This window comes from Drancourtella sp. An12 (assembly GCF_002160935.1).
GTDB classification, from domain to species: domain Bacteria; phylum Bacillota; class Clostridia; order Lachnospirales; family Lachnospiraceae; genus Sellimonas; species Sellimonas catena.
In genome coordinates, this window is sequence record NZ_NFLO01000012.1 from 19,901 (window position 1) to 39,612 (window position 19,712).

19 protein-coding genes are annotated in these 19,712 nt (G+C 44.1%); 2 read left to right on the forward strand and 17 right to left on the reverse strand.

Annotation, left to right across the window (positions count from 1 at the left end):
- Positions 1–9: 9 nt before the first annotated feature.
- The 11 genes from cas1c to B5E64_RS18645 all read right to left on the reverse strand — a co-directional run bounded on the left by cas1c (position 10) and on the right by B5E64_RS18645 (position 9,900).
- Positions 10–1,041 carry a type I-C CRISPR-associated endonuclease Cas1c gene (gene cas1c, locus B5E64_RS11015; RefSeq protein ID WP_087168560.1) on the reverse strand — a complete coding sequence of 344 codons (1,032 nt, stop codon included), beginning with the start codon at positions 1,039–1,041 and terminating at the stop codon, positions 10–12.
- Positions 1,038–1,703, reverse strand: coding sequence for a CRISPR-associated protein Cas4 (gene cas4 / locus B5E64_RS11020; protein ID WP_087168561.1), 666 nt, complete (start codon positions 1,701–1,703; stop codon positions 1,038–1,040). Before cas4 ends, cas1c begins: the two co-directional genes overlap by 4 nt.
- The gene (gene cas7c / locus B5E64_RS11025) at positions 1,703–2,614 is read right to left on the reverse strand and encodes a type I-C CRISPR-associated protein Cas7/Csd2 (protein ID WP_087168562.1); all 912 of its coding nucleotides are present in this window, start codon (positions 2,612–2,614) and stop codon (positions 1,703–1,705) included. The genes cas4 and cas7c overlap by 1 nt, the downstream gene beginning before the upstream one ends.
- A complete protein-coding gene (gene cas8c / locus B5E64_RS11030) occupies positions 2,615–4,351 on the reverse strand; it encodes a type I-C CRISPR-associated protein Cas8c/Csd1 (protein ID WP_087168563.1) in 1,737 nt (578 codons plus the stop codon). It lies immediately after the preceding gene.
- Positions 4,348–5,010: a type I-C CRISPR-associated protein Cas5c gene (gene cas5c / locus B5E64_RS11035; RefSeq protein WP_087168564.1), complete on the reverse strand. Its 663-nt coding sequence runs from the start codon at positions 5,008–5,010 to the stop codon at positions 4,348–4,350. The genes cas8c and cas5c overlap by 4 nt, the downstream gene beginning before the upstream one ends.
- A gap of 23 nt (positions 5,011–5,033) precedes the next feature.
- Positions 5,034–5,474 carry a hypothetical protein gene (locus tag B5E64_RS11040; RefSeq protein WP_087168565.1) on the reverse strand — a complete coding sequence of 147 codons (441 nt, stop codon included), beginning with the start codon at positions 5,472–5,474 and terminating at the stop codon, positions 5,034–5,036.
- Positions 5,475–5,762: 288 nt separating this feature from the next.
- A complete protein-coding gene (locus B5E64_RS11045; protein WP_087168566.1) occupies positions 5,763–7,901 on the reverse strand; it encodes a CRISPR-associated helicase/endonuclease Cas3 in 2,139 nt (712 codons plus the stop codon).
- 10 nt (positions 7,902–7,911) lie between these two features.
- Entirely contained in the window at positions 7,912–8,910 is a 999-nt protein-coding gene (locus B5E64_RS11050) for a P1 family peptidase (RefSeq protein WP_087168567.1), read from the reverse strand.
- A gap of 12 nt (positions 8,911–8,922) precedes the next feature.
- The gene (locus tag B5E64_RS11055) at positions 8,923–9,219 is read right to left on the reverse strand and encodes a hypothetical protein (RefSeq protein ID WP_087168568.1); all 297 of its coding nucleotides are present in this window, start codon (positions 9,217–9,219) and stop codon (positions 8,923–8,925) included.
- A gap of 22 nt (positions 9,220–9,241) precedes the next feature.
- Entirely contained in the window at positions 9,242–9,715 is a 474-nt protein-coding gene (locus B5E64_RS11060; RefSeq protein WP_087168569.1) for a flavodoxin, read from the reverse strand.
- A 53-nt stretch (positions 9,716–9,768) separates the two neighbouring features.
- Positions 9,769–9,900, reverse strand: a complete 132-nt coding sequence (locus B5E64_RS18645) for a hypothetical protein (RefSeq protein ID WP_275532807.1) — start codon at positions 9,898–9,900, stop codon at positions 9,769–9,771.
- Positions 9,901–10,108: 208 nt separating this feature from the next.
- Between B5E64_RS18645 and B5E64_RS11065 the strand changes: the two genes are divergently transcribed.
- Entirely contained in the window at positions 10,109–11,398 is a 1,290-nt protein-coding gene (locus tag B5E64_RS11065; RefSeq protein ID WP_087168570.1) for an IS30 family transposase, read from the forward strand.
- Between the two features lie 260 nt (positions 11,399–11,658).
- Here the strand turns inward: B5E64_RS11065 and B5E64_RS11070 are convergent, their stop codons facing one another.
- Entirely contained in the window at positions 11,659–13,968 is a 2,310-nt protein-coding gene (locus B5E64_RS11070) for an excinuclease ABC subunit UvrA (protein WP_162610179.1), read from the reverse strand.
- Between the two features lie 173 nt (positions 13,969–14,141).
- On the opposite strand from B5E64_RS11070, the gene B5E64_RS11075 reads away from it, so the two are divergent.
- A complete protein-coding gene (locus B5E64_RS11075; RefSeq protein ID WP_087168571.1) occupies positions 14,142–14,774 on the forward strand; it encodes a sugar O-acetyltransferase in 633 nt (210 codons plus the stop codon).
- Between the two features lie 129 nt (positions 14,775–14,903).
- Here the strand turns inward: B5E64_RS11075 and B5E64_RS11080 are convergent, their stop codons facing one another.
- Genes B5E64_RS11080 through B5E64_RS11100 form a run of 5 tightly spaced genes read right to left on the reverse strand, consistent with a single transcriptional unit; the run spans position 14,904 to position 19,712 of the window.
- Positions 14,904–15,854 (reverse strand): DNA/RNA non-specific endonuclease, encoded by a 951-nt coding sequence (locus B5E64_RS11080; protein ID WP_087168572.1) that lies wholly within the window; start codon positions 15,852–15,854, stop codon positions 14,904–14,906.
- A complete protein-coding gene (locus B5E64_RS11085) occupies positions 15,851–16,486 on the reverse strand; it encodes an MBL fold metallo-hydrolase (RefSeq protein ID WP_087168573.1) in 636 nt (211 codons plus the stop codon). The genes B5E64_RS11080 and B5E64_RS11085 overlap by 4 nt, the downstream gene beginning before the upstream one ends.
- Complete coding sequence (locus B5E64_RS11090) at positions 16,474–16,902, reverse strand: thioesterase family protein (protein ID WP_087168574.1); 429 nt, start codon at positions 16,900–16,902, stop codon at positions 16,474–16,476. Before B5E64_RS11090 ends, B5E64_RS11085 begins: the two co-directional genes overlap by 13 nt.
- 17 nt (positions 16,903–16,919) lie before the next feature.
- Complete coding sequence (locus B5E64_RS11095; RefSeq protein ID WP_087168575.1) at positions 16,920–18,272, reverse strand: MATE family efflux transporter; 1,353 nt, start codon at positions 18,270–18,272, stop codon at positions 16,920–16,922.
- A 36-nt stretch (positions 18,273–18,308) separates the two neighbouring features.
- Positions 18,309–19,712 (reverse strand): TIGR00366 family protein, encoded by a 1,404-nt coding sequence (locus B5E64_RS11100; protein WP_087168576.1) that lies wholly within the window; start codon positions 19,710–19,712, stop codon positions 18,309–18,311.

Genomic DNA, 19,712 nt, shown 5'->3' on the forward strand with positions numbered 1-19,712 from the left:
CCTTCCACCTCACTTCCACAAGAAAACCGGATACCCATCTAAATCTCCTCTTAAATATCTTGCCAAAAGCATGGCCTGTACATAAGGAACCATTCCCCATTCAATTTTTTCTTTCAAATATGGATGTGTAATGATTTCTTTCTTCTTATTCTGCCATTCTGTTATTACCTTTTTCCTAAGATCATCATTCATCAGAACAGCGCCATTTTCCTTTTTTGAAAACCCTTTGCTGTTAACAATCTTCCTGTTGATTAAAGTAAGAACAAATCGATCTGCCAAAATTGCCCGAAGCTCTTCTATCAGATCTAACGATAAAGAAGCTCTTCCTGGGCGTTCCGTATGCAGATATCCGACATACGGGTCTAATCCCACGCTTTCCAAAGCCGAAGTGATACTATTTGTTAATAATGTATATATAAAGGACAACAGCGCATTTGTATTATCCAGTGGCGGCCTTTTATTTCTTCCATGAAAATAGAAGTCCTTTTTTTGTTGCAGGATAAGCTGATCAAATACACTAAAATAAATACTTGCCGCCTCTCCTTCATAACCTCTTAATTGTTCTTTTGATTGACAGTTCTGGACATTTTTTAATGACTCTTTTAAAAGTGCGGATGCTTTTTTTACATGATCTGTATCAATCTGTAGAGCATGATCTCTTACTGCTCTTTCTAATACCCATCTGGCATTATATATCTTTCCAAGGATACAATTTTTTGCAATTTCAAGACTGATTTGTTCGTTTTTTGCGCTGGCATATTGTTGCTCTCGCAAGATCACATTCCCTTTTACACGTCCAGAAACTCGTGCCAAAAATTTACCCTGCGGAGTGAGGTAACACAGGGAGATATTTTTCTCTGCACATGCTCCCATTAAAGCGGGACTTGTCCCACGGTATCCGAAAGAAATGATTCCTTCCAGGTTGTGAAGCGGTACTCTGCCTTTTTCTTCTTTATCCTCCAGAACAACTACGTTTTCTCCATCCAGAGACAGATAACTGTTTTCAGAAGTAACGTACAATGTATTCAGCAACTTTTTCATTGATCTTCCTCCTTCAAACTCTTTTCTATATACGCTTTTACAGAAACTGTTTTACCCAGTTTCGGAAGACAGATTTCTTTGAGAGAGCAGGCATTGCATGCTTTGCTGTATCGGACTTTTGGTGTGTATTGTCTCCTATAGTAATCGTGCATCTCCTGAAACATGCGAACCACTTCATCTCGCAAATCTTCTGTAATTGCCACTGTTTCACGCCTTCTCGTCTCCCCGTAAAAGATAGCTCCTTCTGGAATTTCCGTACAAAACATTTCTTCCAGACACATGGTTTGCGCCGCAAGCTGCAGTTTGTCTTCTTCTGATAATTTTGGTTTTCCTTTTTTGTACTCCACAGGATATACCGTATACACTCCTCGATGTCCATGCAGTCGTATCCCTTCTTCACTTTTGTGGAACTCTACCAAATCACATTCTCCACTGATTCCCAGCTTTCTCGATGCAACTGGAAGCGCTCTTGCAATGATCATATCCTTTCGTTTCTCTTTCAGGGAAGGATCATGCACTTTTTTATGCATCAATTCCCCTGTAACTGTATGTGCATTTTCCTCCCACTGCTGTTCAATATGAATTAAGGCCCATTGTCTTCTGCAAAACTTAAAATGCTGAATACCTGAAATCATCAGATAGTCATCTTCTGCATATTCCATCAAATCATCCTTTTCACTTCTACTGATTCCGGAATTGTATCATAATGTATATCTACAATGTAATCGTTGTATTTTCTCGGATACTCCACATCTTCTTTTTTCTTTACTTCTACTGCATCAAAAAGCTTATATGCCGGACAATCACCCAGTTCCTTACTATGTTTAAAAACAATCAGCTCACGTACAGACATTTTGCCTCTTGCAGCAGAATGATCAAGTTCAAACATATTTATAATAGCTTCCCACAACAGTTCCAGATCTTCTTCTGAAAATCCAGTTACTCTGCGGGCAAGATTGGCCGACACATATCCTTCTACCCGGTACAAACCATAAGGGACAATACTTTTTCTTCCCATTTCTGTACTTTTATTTTCTGCATCCTTCTCTGTCGTGATTGCAACTCTTGTAATCGTTACTTCCTGGCTGATAACCGGATCGATGCTTCTCGCAAATCCAAGCTGTACCGGTCCTCTTACCTGTCCACAATTTAATGAAGCCTTCACAAAAGTCGTCATGACAGCTCCAAAGGTACGGATATCATAGAAATTCTGGCACATATAATCTCTTAATTTTACATCTGCATCCGGATCACTTCTTTTTAATTTTTTCAAAGCTTCCGTTACCTTCTTTTCATCTGTCTCTTCAATTCCAAGGCTTTCGCATGCTTTTCGGTCACTTCTGTTTAAAGGTACATCTTCTTTGATATAAATCTGATATCCCGGCGCATCTTCTTTTACAGTCTCGACATAATTTCTGATCTTGCGCTTCAGGCATACATCAGTTACAAGGCCAAGACCGCTCTCCGGATCGATTCTTGGCATATTCCCTGCATCTGGGTCTCCATTTGGATTGCCATTTTCCACATCAAACAATACTACAAATTCATATCTGTTTTTGATTGTCTCTCCCATTTACTTATCCTCTCTTTTCTCGTATTTTTTTTGTACCTGATGGTAATATCCTAAAATAAATTTTCCCTGTTCTTCCAGTGAAAGCCTCCTTGGGAATTCTGTCATATTTCCCATAATTTCTGTCAGCAATTTCTCGTAATAGATTTTCGCGCTGCTTTTCTCACGTTCCAGTTTTTTCATATGGCTGTTTTTCAGTTTAATCAGAACCGGAAATACTGATGCCGGTGTGGCACATGCCGAATTAAAATATCTGTCCCGGATTGTGGACTTAATTCCCTGATTGGTATCCATCTGAATGGATTCCAGTACAGAAAACAAACGTCCAAGCTGATATGCCACTTCCTGGCTTTCTGCATTTAATCCCATATACTTCTCTCCTTCCTTCCAACAATAATTTAGTATTAAATATGCCTTAATAATTCCTGCTCTTCCCCATGTCACATTGCCCTGTTCGGCACGGATCCGAATCAGAACATCCGTATAAAGACTCGCCGGATACTTTGTCCCTGCTAAAATAGCCTGCAGCGTCATTGCTGCCATATTCGGCACCGGGGACTTGTCCTTTGATTTTTGATTCACTGTTTCAGCAAGCATATCCCGAATTCCCATATATCCATGAGTTACCCAGGATGGCTTTACCACATTCATTCTCTCATAATGCACGGCAAGATGACTTAAAATCGTTCCGAACGTATTCTCATAGAAAAATCTTACAGACAAACGCGCCGCATTAGGTGCCAGGGCCAAAATATAAAACTTCTGCTCCGGATTCAGCCGAATACCTCCCACATCTACCTGCTTGTTTTCTTTTAGATTTTTAAAAATGTCTCTGATTTCATTCTGATTCTCTGGCTTTTGATCCAGAAGATAGGCAAATGCATCCTGATACTGTTTTTTCCCGCTTTCTGCCCAGTACACAATCATAGAATCTCCAAGCTGAAAGCGACCTTCCCTCTGGCTCAGAAGATAATTCAATGCCGTCGTGTATGCGAACTCAGCATATCTCCCAACCGGGGCATTATAACTTTGTTCCTTACCATAAGATTCAAAAGCCGGCGCATTAAAGGAAACCAGCGCTGCTCCGCTGGACTGAGCTCCCGGCACTCCTTTGATCGTCTTGTGAATTCTGGAAATTCCTGATCTTTTTCCCGTCACAAGGCAGACACCTGTTTCGACATCCTTTGACAATTTCTCTCTTGACTGTTCCCAGGCCTCTGCAATCGCTGGATCATCCTGCGCATGCCGTATTGCTTCCATGCAGAAAATCAGATTCCCTCCATCTGTAATATCTTCCCATCTTTCCTGAACTTCGTTACAGTTTTTGGCTTCTTTGGGATCCCACGTTTCAAAAAATCTCCGTACTGCCTCAGCCATCTCTCCTTCTACGCCTTGAAGCAGGGACAGATGACGTTCTTTAGCTGCTTCGAAACAATCCTCTATTCTTTGATTCGTTCCTTCGGCGTCAATTCCCAAAAGATACTTGGAATTATCGCATAAAAAATTTGCTGAAATGCCGGATGACCGTGTGACCATCTCCGGTACTTTGATCATAATTGGTGCTAAAACGGTCTTTTTACCTCTCGGTTCCTCTTTCTTCAAAGTAAGGATTCCCGTAATTTTCCCTTCTTTCGACAAATTTATTGCATAGGAAACCTTTGCTTTGCACCATCCCTCCTGGTCTACCTTGCCCTGTTCCAGAAGGTCTTCGTAATAATTTACCAGTGCCTGCAAAATCATCGTACCACCTCGCAGTCTGTTAAGTCCAAAATACCACGTTTCATAACAGCTCTGAAAAACATAGGCTCAATATGATTAAGATCTGAATAATCCATATCGTAAAGCATAAAGCCCAGATCCTTCTCTTCTACAGTATCATAGGCAGTCCTGATTTCTTCGTCCCCGCACAGGCAGAAATGCGCCGGGAATTCCCTGCATCCAAAATATGGCATATGAAAGCACTCTCCTCTTTTCAAGCGTCTCATAATTATATCTTTGAATTTACCTGGATTATCGGATGCATTCGCCCGATCTGTCATTTCAAAATGGGCTTCAATCACATACTCTACATCCCGGAGAATCAGCGATGCTCTTTGAACTATATCTGCTTTACTGCTGATATACAGAGGCTTATCCGATCCATTATACGCCTGAAGAACACTGCTGGCTAAAATTTTACTCTTTACTTCATTACGACGTACGCTGGTAAATTGAATAGGATTAACCACATGGATCTTATCAATTACCCACCGCATTCCAGGATGCCAGTAGATTGCTTCCAGAATTCCTCTTGCTGCAGACGGTGTCATAACATCATAAGAGCAACGTTCTACTTTCATTTCGGGTCTCGAAAAAAGGGCATAGTCTCCCCAGACCTTCACTTTTACGCCTACCCCCATAGTCGGTCCTCCTTTCGTTTCATCTACAAAACCACTCCTTCCTCATAGCATGCCGCTATATAATCTCTTGGTTGATAATAAAAATCAGTATTATAATCTGAAATTTGTGCATCGATCCATGAATGATAGACTTCCCATAGTCCTTTCATCAGCTCTGAATCTTCATAGGCATCTTCAATCAATCTTTCGTACACTTCCCCGATATCCCAATAATCGGGGACAGTGTAATGACACATTTTCACGTTATCAAAATCGCCTCCTGTAATCCCTGCTTCCTCTATAAATTCATCCGCTGTTTTCTCGATCGGCTCACAGTGAAATACATCCGCATACTCGTAAATTCTTTTGATTCGCTCTTTTCCCAGATAATCTGTTACTTCTTCCCTTTTCCTCTTTACTGTCCTTCCGATAAATTCAATCAAACTGCATGTATAAAAAAGAGCATTATTATTTTTGCTTCCCATATACAACCTCACTTCCAATGAAATCTGTATCTTTATAGTCACTATAGCACTTCTAATCCAAAAAATCAACCGCAATTTATTTTATGTTGCGTAAATTTTATTGAAATCAATTTTAATTCTCCAACTTTTTTATAATGAAATTCTCACATATATTTGGTATACTATTTTCGTCAGGGAATTCCTGTGGATTGAAATAATAATATTTGCCGCAAGAAGCAAAGTAGCGGTGTAAAAGTCTGGAAATCTTCGGATTCCACTTTTACACCGCTGCCTCTTTTTCTCCATCATTTACATCCAGACTGCTGTCCCGGATTCTATCCCCAGATCCAGTCCCATGTCTTCCGTATATTGTTCCTCTGATACAAGCTCCACGAAATCATTAATATCTCCCGAAATTTCTCGAAGCATTCCTGCTCCTCGAAGTTTCTCTATATCATTGGCATACAACTGAACACAATATTGCCCTGCTCTTCGCATGGTTCTCTTTGTATATCCCTGGTTTTTGATCTGTTGAAGAATTTCTTTTGCTTCCGGCTCTCTACTGATAAAAATTGTCGTTGTATCTTCTTCGATCAGTTTAAATTTTTTAGCTGCTGTTGCGAACTGATAATTTTTATTTTGAAAGAGCCCAAGAATGTTCTTTTTATCAAGGTTCGTCCCCTCAAGATGATAAAGGGAATGAAAATACTGCTGAATTCCATCCAGGGACGAAATATCTTTTCCATCTGCAATCAGCACTTTTGATATATCTATCTGCCGCTGTTGTCCCGGAACATTTTCTTTTTGATCGAATTGAAAAATAGAGACAATGCTGTCTTCCACATCTCGTTTTCCTTCTCGATTGCATCGTCCTGCTGCCTGTATCATAGAGTCAACTCCTGACAGCTGCCTGTATACAGAGCGAAAATCAAGATCCACCCCTGCTTCCACAAGACTGGTAGAAATCAAAATACAGCGTTTCCCTTCTTTCAAACATTTTCTGATTGTTTCCAGTATCTGCCTCCTGTGCTTTGGATACATAGTTGTGGACAAATGGAAGACCCCATCTCCTTCCATTTTCTTATATAAACTCTGCGCCCTCTTTTTTGTATTTACAATGCATAGAGCCTGATATTCTTCCTTTAATTTTTCTATCAGCTCTTCTTCTCTTATCTTTCCAAGATTCTCAAAAGATGCTCTTTTAAAAAAGCGAAATTGCTCCTGTACTCTCGGACAGAGTTCTGTCATTTTTATATTCGTCCGAAGCAGGGATTGCAGAGCCGGCTGCGTGGCCGTACAGAGTACGATGCTTGATCGAAATTGATTTACCAGTTCTTCCATCACTGCAAGACAAGGCTTTAAGTAGTCTGTTGGCAGCATCTGCGCTTCATCAAAAATGATGACACTATTAGCGATGTTATGCAATTTCCGACACTTCGAAGATCTATTCGAAAATAAAGATTCAAAAAACTGTACATTAGTCGTAACAACAACCGGCTTGTCCCAGTTTTCTGCCGCAAGCTGCATCATCTTTAATTCCTCTGTACTCTCATAATCGACATTGTAGTGATTTTCCAATACATTCTGTTCCCCAAGAATTTTCCGAAACACTTCTGCATTTTGTTCGATAATGCTTGTATAAGGAATAACATAGATCACTCGATCCATCTTATTTTTCACAGCATGCTTTAATGCAAAAGCCAACGATGCAATCGTCTTTCCACCCCCTGTAGGTACAGTGAGTTGAAACACCCCTCTTTCCTTTTTTCCACAAGAAAGGCAATGTTTCAAAATCTCCGTTCTTCTGCCATTTACAGACTCTAATTCCTTATTCCCCAGCCAGTCTGTAATATATGTTTCCAGCCTTTCTAAAAGGATCTCCATCTTTTCTCCAGAATCTCTCTGTACCTCGCCATTCGACATGAAACTTTCGGTATCAAGAAAATCTGCATCTACAAGGCAGGAATAAATCATTCGAAGCAGCATACTAATAGAAAAATCTGGATCTGACGTCTTTTGCGGATCAAAAGGAAGTTCACTCAATTCCGGAATTTCAATTTCACTTTTGTATGCATCGTAGATTTCGATTTTTTTCTTCTTTCTCCCCTCTAATGTAGGTGCCGATCCAGTGTCGGATGAACCCCCGCAGTCCGGCATTCCGGCATGATGTCCTGCAATGCAGTATCCCAGGAACGGATACCATCGACCTTCTTCAAAACAAGTTTTCATCCCAGCTGTAGAATGATCTACTTGTTTTCCAGTATTGTTTTTAATTTTGTCCTGGAACGCATCCGAATATTTTCCAATATCATGAAGCAAACCACAGGCATACCCCCACTCTCTCTTCCCGAAATGGTCTGCATAATCACCTGCAATTGTTGCGGTCTGCTCTAAATGTTCTTTGACAGTTTGCTTTCTTTCTCCATCAACATGTGCCAAATATTCCATAGGCCTCTCCTTACTCTGTCTTTGTATCAGCCAGATCATTTATGATCTCCCGATACCCCGGATATCCATACGCGCTTTCAGCGCTCTTCACAGCATTAATGATTGCTTCGCTCATGACTTCCGCCGCGAGTGTTCCGACCAGATCCTGATCTGCCAGGATTTCTCCTGTGGATACCGCATAGATGCTGTCTCCATCTGCTGTCGTATGAACCGGCCGGATGGATCTTGCGTATCCGTCATGGGCCATTCCGGCAATCTTGCAGAGCGCAGACTTCTCAAACTTTGCGTTGGTGATAATTACTCCGATTGTAGTATTTCCTGTGAATTTATTCTCCACCACTTCTGTGCTGGCATACATTAACTCTTCTGTCACACGGAACGACCGATGATCTTCCGAGAGAAGCCCTGCCAGTTTCATTCCGGTTTTCCAGTCATAGATATCTCCAAGGGCATTCACTGCAACAATGGCACCGACCTGTAATGTCCCGATCTGAACGGCATAGCTTCCGATTCCGGACTTCATGCAGCAATCCATTCCTGCAAATTTGCCAACGGTTGCACCGCATCCTGCTCCGAAATTTCCATCCTGATAATTTCCCCGTTCTGCATTCAGGCACGCTTTATATCCCATCTCTGCATCCGGGCGGATCGAAGCATCTCCCGCGGTCAGATCAAACAGATCCGCCTGACAGACCAGCGGTACTTTCGTAACTCCGACATCAAATCCAATATCGTGTTCTTCCAGATAGCGCATCACTCCATCAGCCGCGCCAAGGCCAAAAGCGCTGCCGCCTGCAAGGACGATACCGTGAATCGCGTTTGCTGCCGCAAGCGGTTTCAGAAGCTCAGATTCTCTTGATGCCGGTCCTCCTCCCCGCACATCCAGTCCTGCACACATTCCCTGCCCGGACTCTGACAGAATGACCGTACATCCGGTTCCTGCTTCTTTGTTTTCCGTCTGTCCAATCCGGATTCCTTTGATATCTGTAATTGTTATTTCCTTTTTCATCATCTTCTCCTTTTACTGCGATTCCTGCTCCAGACCTGCCATAAACAGCTCGTAAAAATCGTCTTCACCCGCCAGCATCGGGGAATTTTCCCCTCCGCCGTTGGTACTTCGCTTCATTGCCGCATGGAATTCTTCTCCCGCACATATCAGATCCATCTCATAAATTTCATATCCCAGTTCCCGGCAGGTTCTACAGAACGCGCCAAAGGGATCTTTCTCCTGTCTCGTTGCGAGAAGCTGCCTCCGGACTTTAGGATCATGAAATGCCCGGTGCTGGAGTGCATCCAACAATTCAACACAACTTGCCATTTTATCTTTTCTCCGCCTTTATTTAGTACTGTCCCATCCAGCTTTCCAGATCAGACTGGTTTAAACGACCGTTCAGCAGTCTACCGTCTTCTACCTCGACATCTGGAACTGCTTTTCGTATCGCTTCTGCTGCTTTTTTAATTCCGCTTCCGCCGGATGTTGCAAATGGAACGATCATTTTCCCTCCGAAATCATAGGTCTCCAGAAACGTATTGATAATGGTCGGTGCCGTATACCACCAGATCGGAAATCCGATAAAAATCACGTCATAATCAGAAACTTTCGCCTCCTTGTCCGCCAAAGCCGGACGGAAAGAAGAATCCTGCATTTCAATCGTGCTTCTGCTGTTCTTGTCTGTCCAGTCCAAATCTGCTCTTGTATACGGAACTTCCGGTCTGATTTCATAGAGATCGGCATTTCCTGCTTCTGCCAGTTTTCTTGCTACTGCTTCTGTGACTCCGCTTGCGCTGAAATAGGTTACTAACTTTTTACTCATACTGATTTCCTCCTTAATATATATCCTGTCATTCACTGGACACCGGGCCTTTGCTACAGAAAAGCTCCGGTCCGGCTGTCCGGATTGGTCTTTACATTTTCCGGTGTTCCGGCCGCTACAACCGTACCGCCGTCTTTGCCGCCTCCCGGCCCCATATCAATGATATAATCCGCACATCGGATCACATCCAGATCATGTTCAATAACTACGACAGTCGCTCCATGATCGATCAGGGTCTGAAACAGGTTAATTGAAAAATTAATTGCAACATAGGTTGTTGCAGTTAGAATTACAAGGCATATGGGCCATGAAGTTGCAGTTGTAACTTCATGGTTTCTTTTTGCCTTTTTTCCAGTATACTATCCTTGTCCTGTCTTCGGATTGGAGGTAACCATGAGTAATAAACACCTTACATATGATGACAGGCTTACTATCCAGGCAGGTCTGCAGCAGGGATTGAAGATCGCACAGATCGCCAAAAACATTGGAAAGGATCGGTCTACTGTTGGCAGAGAGATCAAAGCACACAGGAGACTGGTCTCCACTTCCAAAGGTAACAACTGTGCCCATCATCGTACCTGTACCAGAATCCCGAACTGTCGTTCAGGCTGTTTTCGTGGAAAGAAACAGTGCCAGACAGCATGTGGACGATGCCAGGAAGGATGCCCTGATTATCAGGAAGAATTCTGTACAGACTATGAAAAGTCACCGTTTGTATGTAATGCCTGTGACCACCGGCTTCGCTGCCGTCTGCGCAGGATGCTCTATGATGCCAAGTATGCTCAGCAGCAGTATGAACAGATGCTCTCGGAGTCCCGGAAAGGAATCTCCCTCACAGAGCAGGAATTAAATCGGATCAATGATACGATTACACCGCTGCTAAAAAAAGGACAGTCACTTCCTGTTATCTGTGAACATTACAGAGATGAGCTGCCAGTATCGGACCGGACAATCTATTCCTATATTGACGCAGGTCTTCTGGATGCCAGAAATATAGACCTGAGAAGGAAACTACGCAGGCCGGAACGTAAAAAGAGCGGTCCGGTTCTCAGGGTAGATCGAAAATGCCATATCGGACGCAGCTATGAAGAATGCGAAGAATATATGCGCCAGAATCCAGATGCCATAGTCAGCCAGATGGACAGTGTGGTTATACACAAAGGCGGCCAGACACTGCTGACAATCTTGTTTACCAACTGTGACGTACAGCTCATGTTCCTAAGAGAGCGCAACACAGCGGGATCAGTAACAGAAATATTCTGCCGGCTGAGGGAAGCACTTGGAGATGAGAAGTTCCGGATGCTTTTTCAGGTTATTATTACCGATCGGGGAAGCGAATTCAGCGATCCTGAAAAAATCGAAGCAGATATGGAGACCGGAGAGATCCAGTGCCGCGTATTCTATTGTGACCCGATGAATACAAATCAGAAGAGCAACTGTGAACGGAACCATGAATTGATCCGTTATATCATACCTAAAAATCATGCAAAGGATGAATATACGGAAGAAGAGATCAGGGAAATGATGAACCACATCAATTCCTATCCGCGAAAAAAGTGGAACGGACAGGCTCCTATAGATCTTTTTATCAAGATCTACGGCCAGGAGACTGCGAACCTCCTGGGCCTTGAAAAGATCCCATCCGATTCCATAACCCTTACACCGGCTTTGTTTAAGAAGTAAACCGGAATTTTAGAGAAGACAGGACACGGTAAAAAAGGTAACACAAACAGGGTGCATTTACAACTTCTGCGAAAAGTAAAAAATGCAGTCTGTGTTTTGTCATGTCTTCCTTTAAGAAATTTTACAAGGAAAATCGAAAAAAGGCAATCCAAAGCCAGAAAAACAGCTTAAAACTGTTGCAATTACTCATGATATTATGCAGTTACAACTTCATAAAGTTTTCAATGTGCAGTTACAACTTCAATGTTGCAGTAAGGATTTCAATTAACCAGGGTCTGAAACACATCCATCAAAGTATTTACATCCAGCGGGTGAAGCCCGATCGTCGGCTCATCGAAAATAAAAACCGAATCCGACTGGGCTCTTCCCATCTCACTTGCCAGTTTCAGGCGCTGCGCCTCCCCTCCGGAAAGTCCGGGTGTTTCCTCTCCAAGCGTCAGATATCCAAGGCCCAGATCTTCCAGTATCTGAAGGCGCTGATGGACCAGCTTCAAATCTTTGCAGGCTGTGAGAGCGGTATGAACATCCATCGCCATCAGTTCCGGCAACGAATAGGATTCTCCGGTCTTTGTCTGATAGTGAATGGTTTCCGCCTCTTTTGCATATCGTGTGCCCCGGCAGTCCGGACATGGGATATCTACATCCGGAAGGAACTGTACATCCAGGCTGATGACTCCGGTTCCATCGCAGACAGGGCAGCGCAGCTTTCCTGTATTGTAGGAAAAATCTCCCGCCTTATACCCTTTCTCCTTCGCGTCCGGAGTTTTTGCAAAAATCTTCCTGAGTTCGTCATGCACATTGGCATACGTTGCAACAGTGGAACGTACATTGATTCCGATCGGAGCCGCATCAATCAGCTTGACATGACTAATCCCTTCTGCCCGGATTTTCTTCACATGTTCCGGCAGCTTTCTCCCCTGAATATTGGCCGAAAGTGCGGGAACAAGACTTTCCAGTATCAATGTTGTTTTTCCGGATCCGGATACTCCGGTGACTACCGAGAGTTTTCCTTTTGGAATATCCACTTCCAATGGCTTGACTGTATGAATAGCATCCGTTGAAAGATGAATGAGTCCCTGATCAAACAGTTCTGTTTCCGAACATTTTTTGGATCTACGGATTCCAGAACGGCCGGATAAAAACGGACCAATCTGAGATTTTGGATGATTCATCAGTGTGTCCGGTGTTCCCTGCGCCAGAATTTCTCCGCCTTTTGCTCCCGCCTCCGGACCCATCTCGATCAACCAGTCAGCCTGCTTCAAAATCTGAGTATCGTGATCTACAAAAACTACGGAGTTACCGTCCTCAATCAGATCGTGCATGACACCAGTCAGCCCGGCAATATTTACCGGATGCAGACCGATGGATGGCTCATCCAGTACATACAGAACACCTGTCGTCCGGTTTCGAACCGCTCTTGCAAGCTGCATTCTCTGCCGTTCTCCTGTCGATAAAGTGGAAGAAGCCCGGTCCAGAGACAGGTACCCAAGCCCCAGATCCAGAAGACGTCTTGCGGAAGTCTGGAACGATTCACAGATGCTCACCGCCATCGGACGCATGGATTCAGGCAGCGAATCCGGCACCTGCTCTACCCATTTCACTGCTTCATTCAGTGTCATGGTACAGACTTCATCGAGAGAATATCCATTCAGTTTTGGCATTCTTGCCCTTTCCGAAAGTCTGGTTCCATGGCAGTCGGGACAGATATCTCTTTTTAGAAATTTTTCCACCCGCTTCATACCTTTTTCATCTTTTACCTTCGCGAGGGCATTTTCTACCGTATAAACAGCATTAAAATAAGTGAAGTCCAGTTCACCGCCCTGATCGGAGCTCTTGGGCTTATAAAAAATATGCTTTTTCACCGCCGGGCCATGATAAACGATCTCCTTTTCTTCTTCGGTCAGCTCCCGAAACGGGAGGTCTGTCCGGACGCCCATAGCACGGCAGACGTCTGTCATCAGTGACCACATCAGAGATTTCCAGGGCGCCACAGCACCTTCATCTATCGAAAGAGATTCATCCGGAATCAGCGTAGATTCATCTACTGTCCAGACCACACCTGTTCCGTCACATTTCGGGCATGCTCCCTGGCTGTTGAAAGCCAGTTCCTCCGCAGAAGGAGCATAAAACCTTGTATTGCAGACCGGACAGGTCAGTTCATGTCCTGCTGCGACTTCCAGCGTTGGCTCCAGATAATGCCCGTTGGGACAACAGTGTCTGGCCAGCCTGGAAAACATCAAACGCAGACTGTTCAGAAGCTCTGTTCCGGTTCCAAACGTGCTTCTGATTCCCGGGACTGACGGTCTTTGATGCAGCGCAAGAGCTGCAGGCACATACAGTACTTCATCCACCTGAGCCCTGGATGCCTGAGTCATCCTCCGTCTTGTATAGGTGGATAGTGCTTCCAGATATCTTCGGGAACCTTCCGCATAGAGAACCCCCAGCGCAAGGGAGGATTTTCCGGATCCGGAGACACCAGCAATTCCTACAATCTGATTCAACGGAACATTTACATCAATATTCTTTAAATTGTGCACTCTGGCCCCACGTATTTCTATATTCTGAATCATATACCGCTCCTTTCTGACATTTACGTTATCACCATTTTACTTTACCGTCAAGCGCATCAAAAAGGCTTTCTTTTCTTTCATCATCAAAAAAATTTCTGCCGGAACTGCTCTTGACAAATCCGGACATAGGATACTATTATAAAGAAACTCATGATACCAAGGAGGGAAAGAGCATGACAGAAAAAGAACTGATGCTGTCAGAACATTTATACATTGCAAAGGATATAGAACTGGCAAAGGACAATAAAAAAGCCCGGAAACTGACCAGGCTCATCAATGCATCAACAGAAGAAGATACTGATGAACGGCTGACGCTCTTCCGGGAGCTTTTTGGGAGTGTCGGCGATCATTTCTGGGTGGAGCCACCGTTTCACACGGATTATGGCTGCCATACCTACATTGGAGAAAACTTTTATGCAAATTATGACTGCATCATTATTGATGTGGCCGAGGTCCATATCGGGGACAATGTATTCTTCGGTCCAAGAGTCGGCATTTACACAGCCGGTCATCCGATTGATCCAGTCATCCGCAATAAGCAGCTGGAATACGGAAAAGAGATTCATATCGGAGACAATGTCTGGGTCGGCGGCAACACGGTGATCAATCCAGGCGTCACCATTGGAAACAACGTGGTAATCGGTTCCGGTTCCGTTGTAACAAAAGACATTCCTGACAATGTCGTCGCCGCAGGCGTTCCATGCCGGGTAATTCGGGAAATCACCGAGAAAGATACTGCCTATTGGAAGGAACAGGAAGCTTTTTACTACGAACATATTGACAAGAAGCAGAAAGAAAGGGACTGACAAACAGTCCCTTTCTCTTAGCAGTCCAATATGGCCTTGGCTATGGATCCATGGCCGTTTGCACTGGTATCAAGCATGCACACACCAGACCGGCTGATCGGTTATTCCAGTGCAGAATGATGCGGCAGATTACGGCCTGCATCTTCCGCAGGGATCGTATCCCATTTGGATCACATCTTCCCTGCTTCCGCTGTACTCCCTCGTATTAGAGGCTTTCATATCCCCGACACTTGCACAGTCCGGATCATGAAACTTCATTGTATTTGTATTGAGTATATAAGTTTCCTCTGCTGCCTGACCGTTTTCTGTCCCTGCCTCTGTCTGTGTATCCTCCGCTTCACGGCTTTCTCCCGTGACATAGTCTATCTCAATTCCCGGCTGTACATTATACACATAGACGTAGAAAGAAATGCCTGCCCCGTCATCCTCCACAGACTCTGCTTCCATCAGAACACCGGACGCCACCAGATTGTCATCTTCAAAAACCGGTGTCACTTCGTACAGAACATGGTTATCCGTCTCTTTGATATAATCTGCTACCATATTTTCAAACGGAAGCATTCCTTCCGTATTCATATATCTGGTACCGGTAATCAGATTCTCTTCGTTTGCATTCTCCGCGGTCAGCTGAAAACCAATCAGATGGCAGCGGTTATAAAGATACCCTCCGTCCACATCATCGTATTCCTTATTGATCCATCCCGACGGTTTGATCTCCGAAATACTTTCCCGGTCTTCTGTCGGCATCAATTCCTCTCCGATATTGGCCTTTGCTGTCCCGCACCGGCCAAGCTCATCCAGTTCACTGTATTCTTCGTAAGCTTCCGTCTGAAGTTCCGAATCTGAAAAATCCGGTTCATTGTCTGCCACAACAGTATAGGGCTCGCCGCTGTATTCCGGCAATTCTTCAACAAGCGCTTCCGCTTCTTCCCGGACGGCAGTATCGATCTGCTCTGTTTTGTTTTCCAGACCGCCGGCAGATTCCCCGTGGGAATTTTCTGAAATACTTCCACAGGATGAAACCGTCAAAAGAAATATCAGCCAGAAGACCGGAAGAAAAATCTGTTTTAGTCGCTTCATGACTTCTGCTCCGGACAGGAAAGAACTGCAATCTGTTTTTCCATATCAGGACAGACGATCAGCGTATTGGTATCGTATGTTACCACCGGGTCTTCCGCTTTTAAAAATCCATCCAGTGTCCCAATTACATCGTAACCGAATGTCTCACTTCTGTAGTGCATCGGAATGATGACTTTCGGATCCAACTCTTTTAAAAGTTCTCTGATTTCATCCGGCTCCATCGTATAAAAGCCTCCCACAGGTACCATTACTGCATCCAGACCTGTAAGTACTTCCATCTGCTCCGGGGATGGCATACATCCGATATCTCCCAGATGAGCGATCCGGATTCCTTCCGATTCCAGAACAGTCATGATGTTGAACCCTCTTTTCTCTCCGCGGCAGTCGTCATGGAAACTTTCCAGACGGATCATCTGAAACGGGCTGTCTTTCTTCTCTCTCCGGAGCTCCACCTTTTTCCTTGCATTGTGGTCACCATGTTCATGGCTTGCGATGACTTCATCTGCCTGCAATGTTTCCAGTGTCAGACCCGGTACATTGTTATCCTCGTATGGATCAAAAACAATTGCATATCCATCCTTTGTAATTCTGAAGCAGGAATGTCCAAACCACTCTACTTTTATTTCACGCATGCTTCTTTTCTCCCTTCTGTCATCTCCCGGAACATCTGATCCAGTTCCGGAAAGCTTTTCTTCATCCGGATCGGTCTGCCGTCATGATCCAGGAAACAGTGTCCGGAATGTCCGACAGCAACCTGCTCTCCCCGGCAGCTCATCTCGTAGGCGATCTTCATTTTCACACCATTATACTCTTCAATGTGTACCATAATTTCGACTACATCCTGAAATGTCGTTGTTTTCTTGAAATCACAGTCCACGTGAATAACAGGAGATACAATGCCTTCTTCCTCCATCCGGTCAAATCCCCATCCCGCCTGGTCAAGAAAATCCACTCTGGCTTCCTCCATCCAGCGGATATAATTGGAATGGTGCGTGATCCCCATCCGGTCAGTTTCATAATAATGAACTTTGTGTACATATGCATTCATAATAATCCCTCCTGTTTCTAAACAATTCCAGTCTTTTTATGCTTGTAATAATAATACCCGATAAAAAACACAGCGGTCAGGATCCAGGTCACCGGATAGCTGAAAATAATTGCCGAAATCGTCGGACTGATTTTCAGTGCAACCGCAAGCCAGACGATACGAAGCACACAGATTCCTCCCAGCGTAATGATAACCGGAACAATCACATCTCCGATTCCCCTGAGTGCTCCTGCAAGAATCTCAATAAAAACATAGACAATATACCATGGCGCAATCAAAACAAGCATGTCGCTTCCAATCTGAATGACATTGGCATCTGATGTAAACATACGGAACAGAAATCCTCTTGTAGCAATCAAAAACACGACCATCACGAAAGCTGTTACAAGTTCCATTCCAAGGCAGACTTTTACACTTTTTTTAATGCGGTCTGTCTTTCCTGCTCCATAGTTCTGACCGACAAATGTTGTAATGGAAATTCCAAACGCTGTATTAATCATCCAGAAAATAGCATCCAGCTTTCCATATGCCGACCACGCCGCCGTTGTATCTGTCCCGAAGGAATTCAGAGACGCCTGAATCGCGATATTGGTAATCGCAAACAGAATCGATTCTATTCCGGTCGGAATACCAAGTTTAATCTGTCCGATAAACGCGGTACGGTAAAAACGGATTTTGGAAAGCTTCAGCTGTAACATTCCCTCTGAGCGCATCAGCTTCAGTGTTACAAGCACAGCGCTGAATGCCTGTGCCAGCAAAGTTGCAAGGGCAACGCCAAATACACCTTCATGAAAAACGATCACAAAGACGAGGTCCAGAACAATATTTACAATACAGCAGGCAATCAGAATATAAAGCGGTGTTCTGGAATCCCCCACTGCCCGCAGAATACTGGAACCAATATTGTAAACAAAAGTAAAAACAAGTCCTGAAAAATAAACCCGGAGGTAGACAGTCGAGTCATGTACAATCTCGGACGGTGTATTCATCATGCTGAGCATGGACGGCGCCAGCACAATTCCCAGAATACTGAGTCCGATTCCCCCGACTATAGCGATAGCGTAGGCGTTATGGATTCCCTGCCGTACAAATTTTGCATCTCTGGCCCCATAATACTGGGCAATAATGACCGATGCTCCGGAAGAAAGCCCTGTAAAGAAACCGACAACAAGGTTAATCATCTGGGCTGAGGATCCTCCTACACTTGCAAGTGCCCTGGTCCCTACAAACTGTCCGACTACCACCGTATCGATGGTATTGTAAAGCTGCTGAAAAAAGGTTCCGATCATAATCGGAAAAAAGAATACTAAAAGCTGTTTCCAGATCACTCCCTCTGTGATCTGATTTTTCATCTGAACTGTGTTTTCCATTTCAATCCTCTCTTCCTTCCACACCATTTCATTCCACTAAAAAGGTCCGTATCCGATCTGATTGGCAATCACTACCAGAAGAAATGCTGCTGCCATCATAGACACGTAAATTTTCCAACAGAACTTCATCCAGGCGCCATATCCTACTTTACAAAGTGAAAGCTGCACAAGACTTCCTCCCGGCCAGAAGCTGTTGGTAATCCCGTCACCGTACTGGTAGGTCAATACAAGCACCTGTTGATTAATATGAAGAATCTTTCCAAGCGGCTGAAGAATCGGCATAACCATAACTGCTTTACCGCTTCCGGATACCACAAAAAAATTAAATAGCGTAACAAATACAAAGATGGTAAGCAGTGCAAAAAACGGGCCTTTGTTTTCCAGAAAAACAGACATCCCATGGACAATCGTATCCATAATGCATGCCTGATTCATCAGTACCATAACTGCCTGTGCAAGTCCTACCGCAAATGCAGCGCCAAACACACGGACAGCCCCCTGACAGAACAGGTCACATGCCTTACTTGGATTCATTCGGAAGATAATCACGAGCGCAACACCAAGTATAAGATAAACTGCCGCGACCTGAGGGAATGACCACCCAAACCGGGTACATCCGATCCCCTGAACAACAATGACAATTCCAAACGCAAGAAGTCCAAGAACTCTCGGAACAGTCATTTTCTCTTTGATTTCCTCTCTGTCTTTTCCGGACCGGCTAAGGTATTCTTCTTTTAAAATACTGGTGTTCGGATTCTTCTTGATCTTTCTGCAGTACCGGTAAAGACCGGTCAGACCGATCAGATAAAACACAAGAAGTCCCGCACACCGGTAGGCCATTCCGGAAAAAATCGGCAGTCCTACGATCTGCTGTGCGACTCCGGTCGTAAACATATTCATCAGACCGGCCGTAAATCCTACTGTACTTCCGACAATCGCAAGACCGGCTCCTACCATCCGGTCATATCCCAGAGCAAATCCGATTGTGATGGCAAGCGGATAAAACGGATATGCCGCCTCTCCATAACCCAGAACCCCGAAGATTACAAAAATTGTATAAAAAATGAAAACGACAGAAAACTCTTTTCCTTTAGTCTTTTGCAGAATCTTTTCGATGCCGGCCGCAAATGCGCCGCTCACTTCAAGAAAGTAAATCACCCCGGAACAGATAAAAAGTGTTCCCATAATCGACGCACCGTTTACAAATCCATTATAGACAGCCTCGAAATAGTTCATAAACGTAATCGGATTCTCATTTTCCACATATCGGAAAGTATCCGGATCAATGATGTTCATGCCGGAGAGTGTATCCTCAACTCTCTCGTAGCTTCCGCTTGGTATCATATAAGAAAGCGCTGTAATCATCAGCATAATAAAAAGTAAAATAATAAAGACATGAGGCATATGAAAGCCTCTTGATCCTTTTCTGGTCTGATTCAT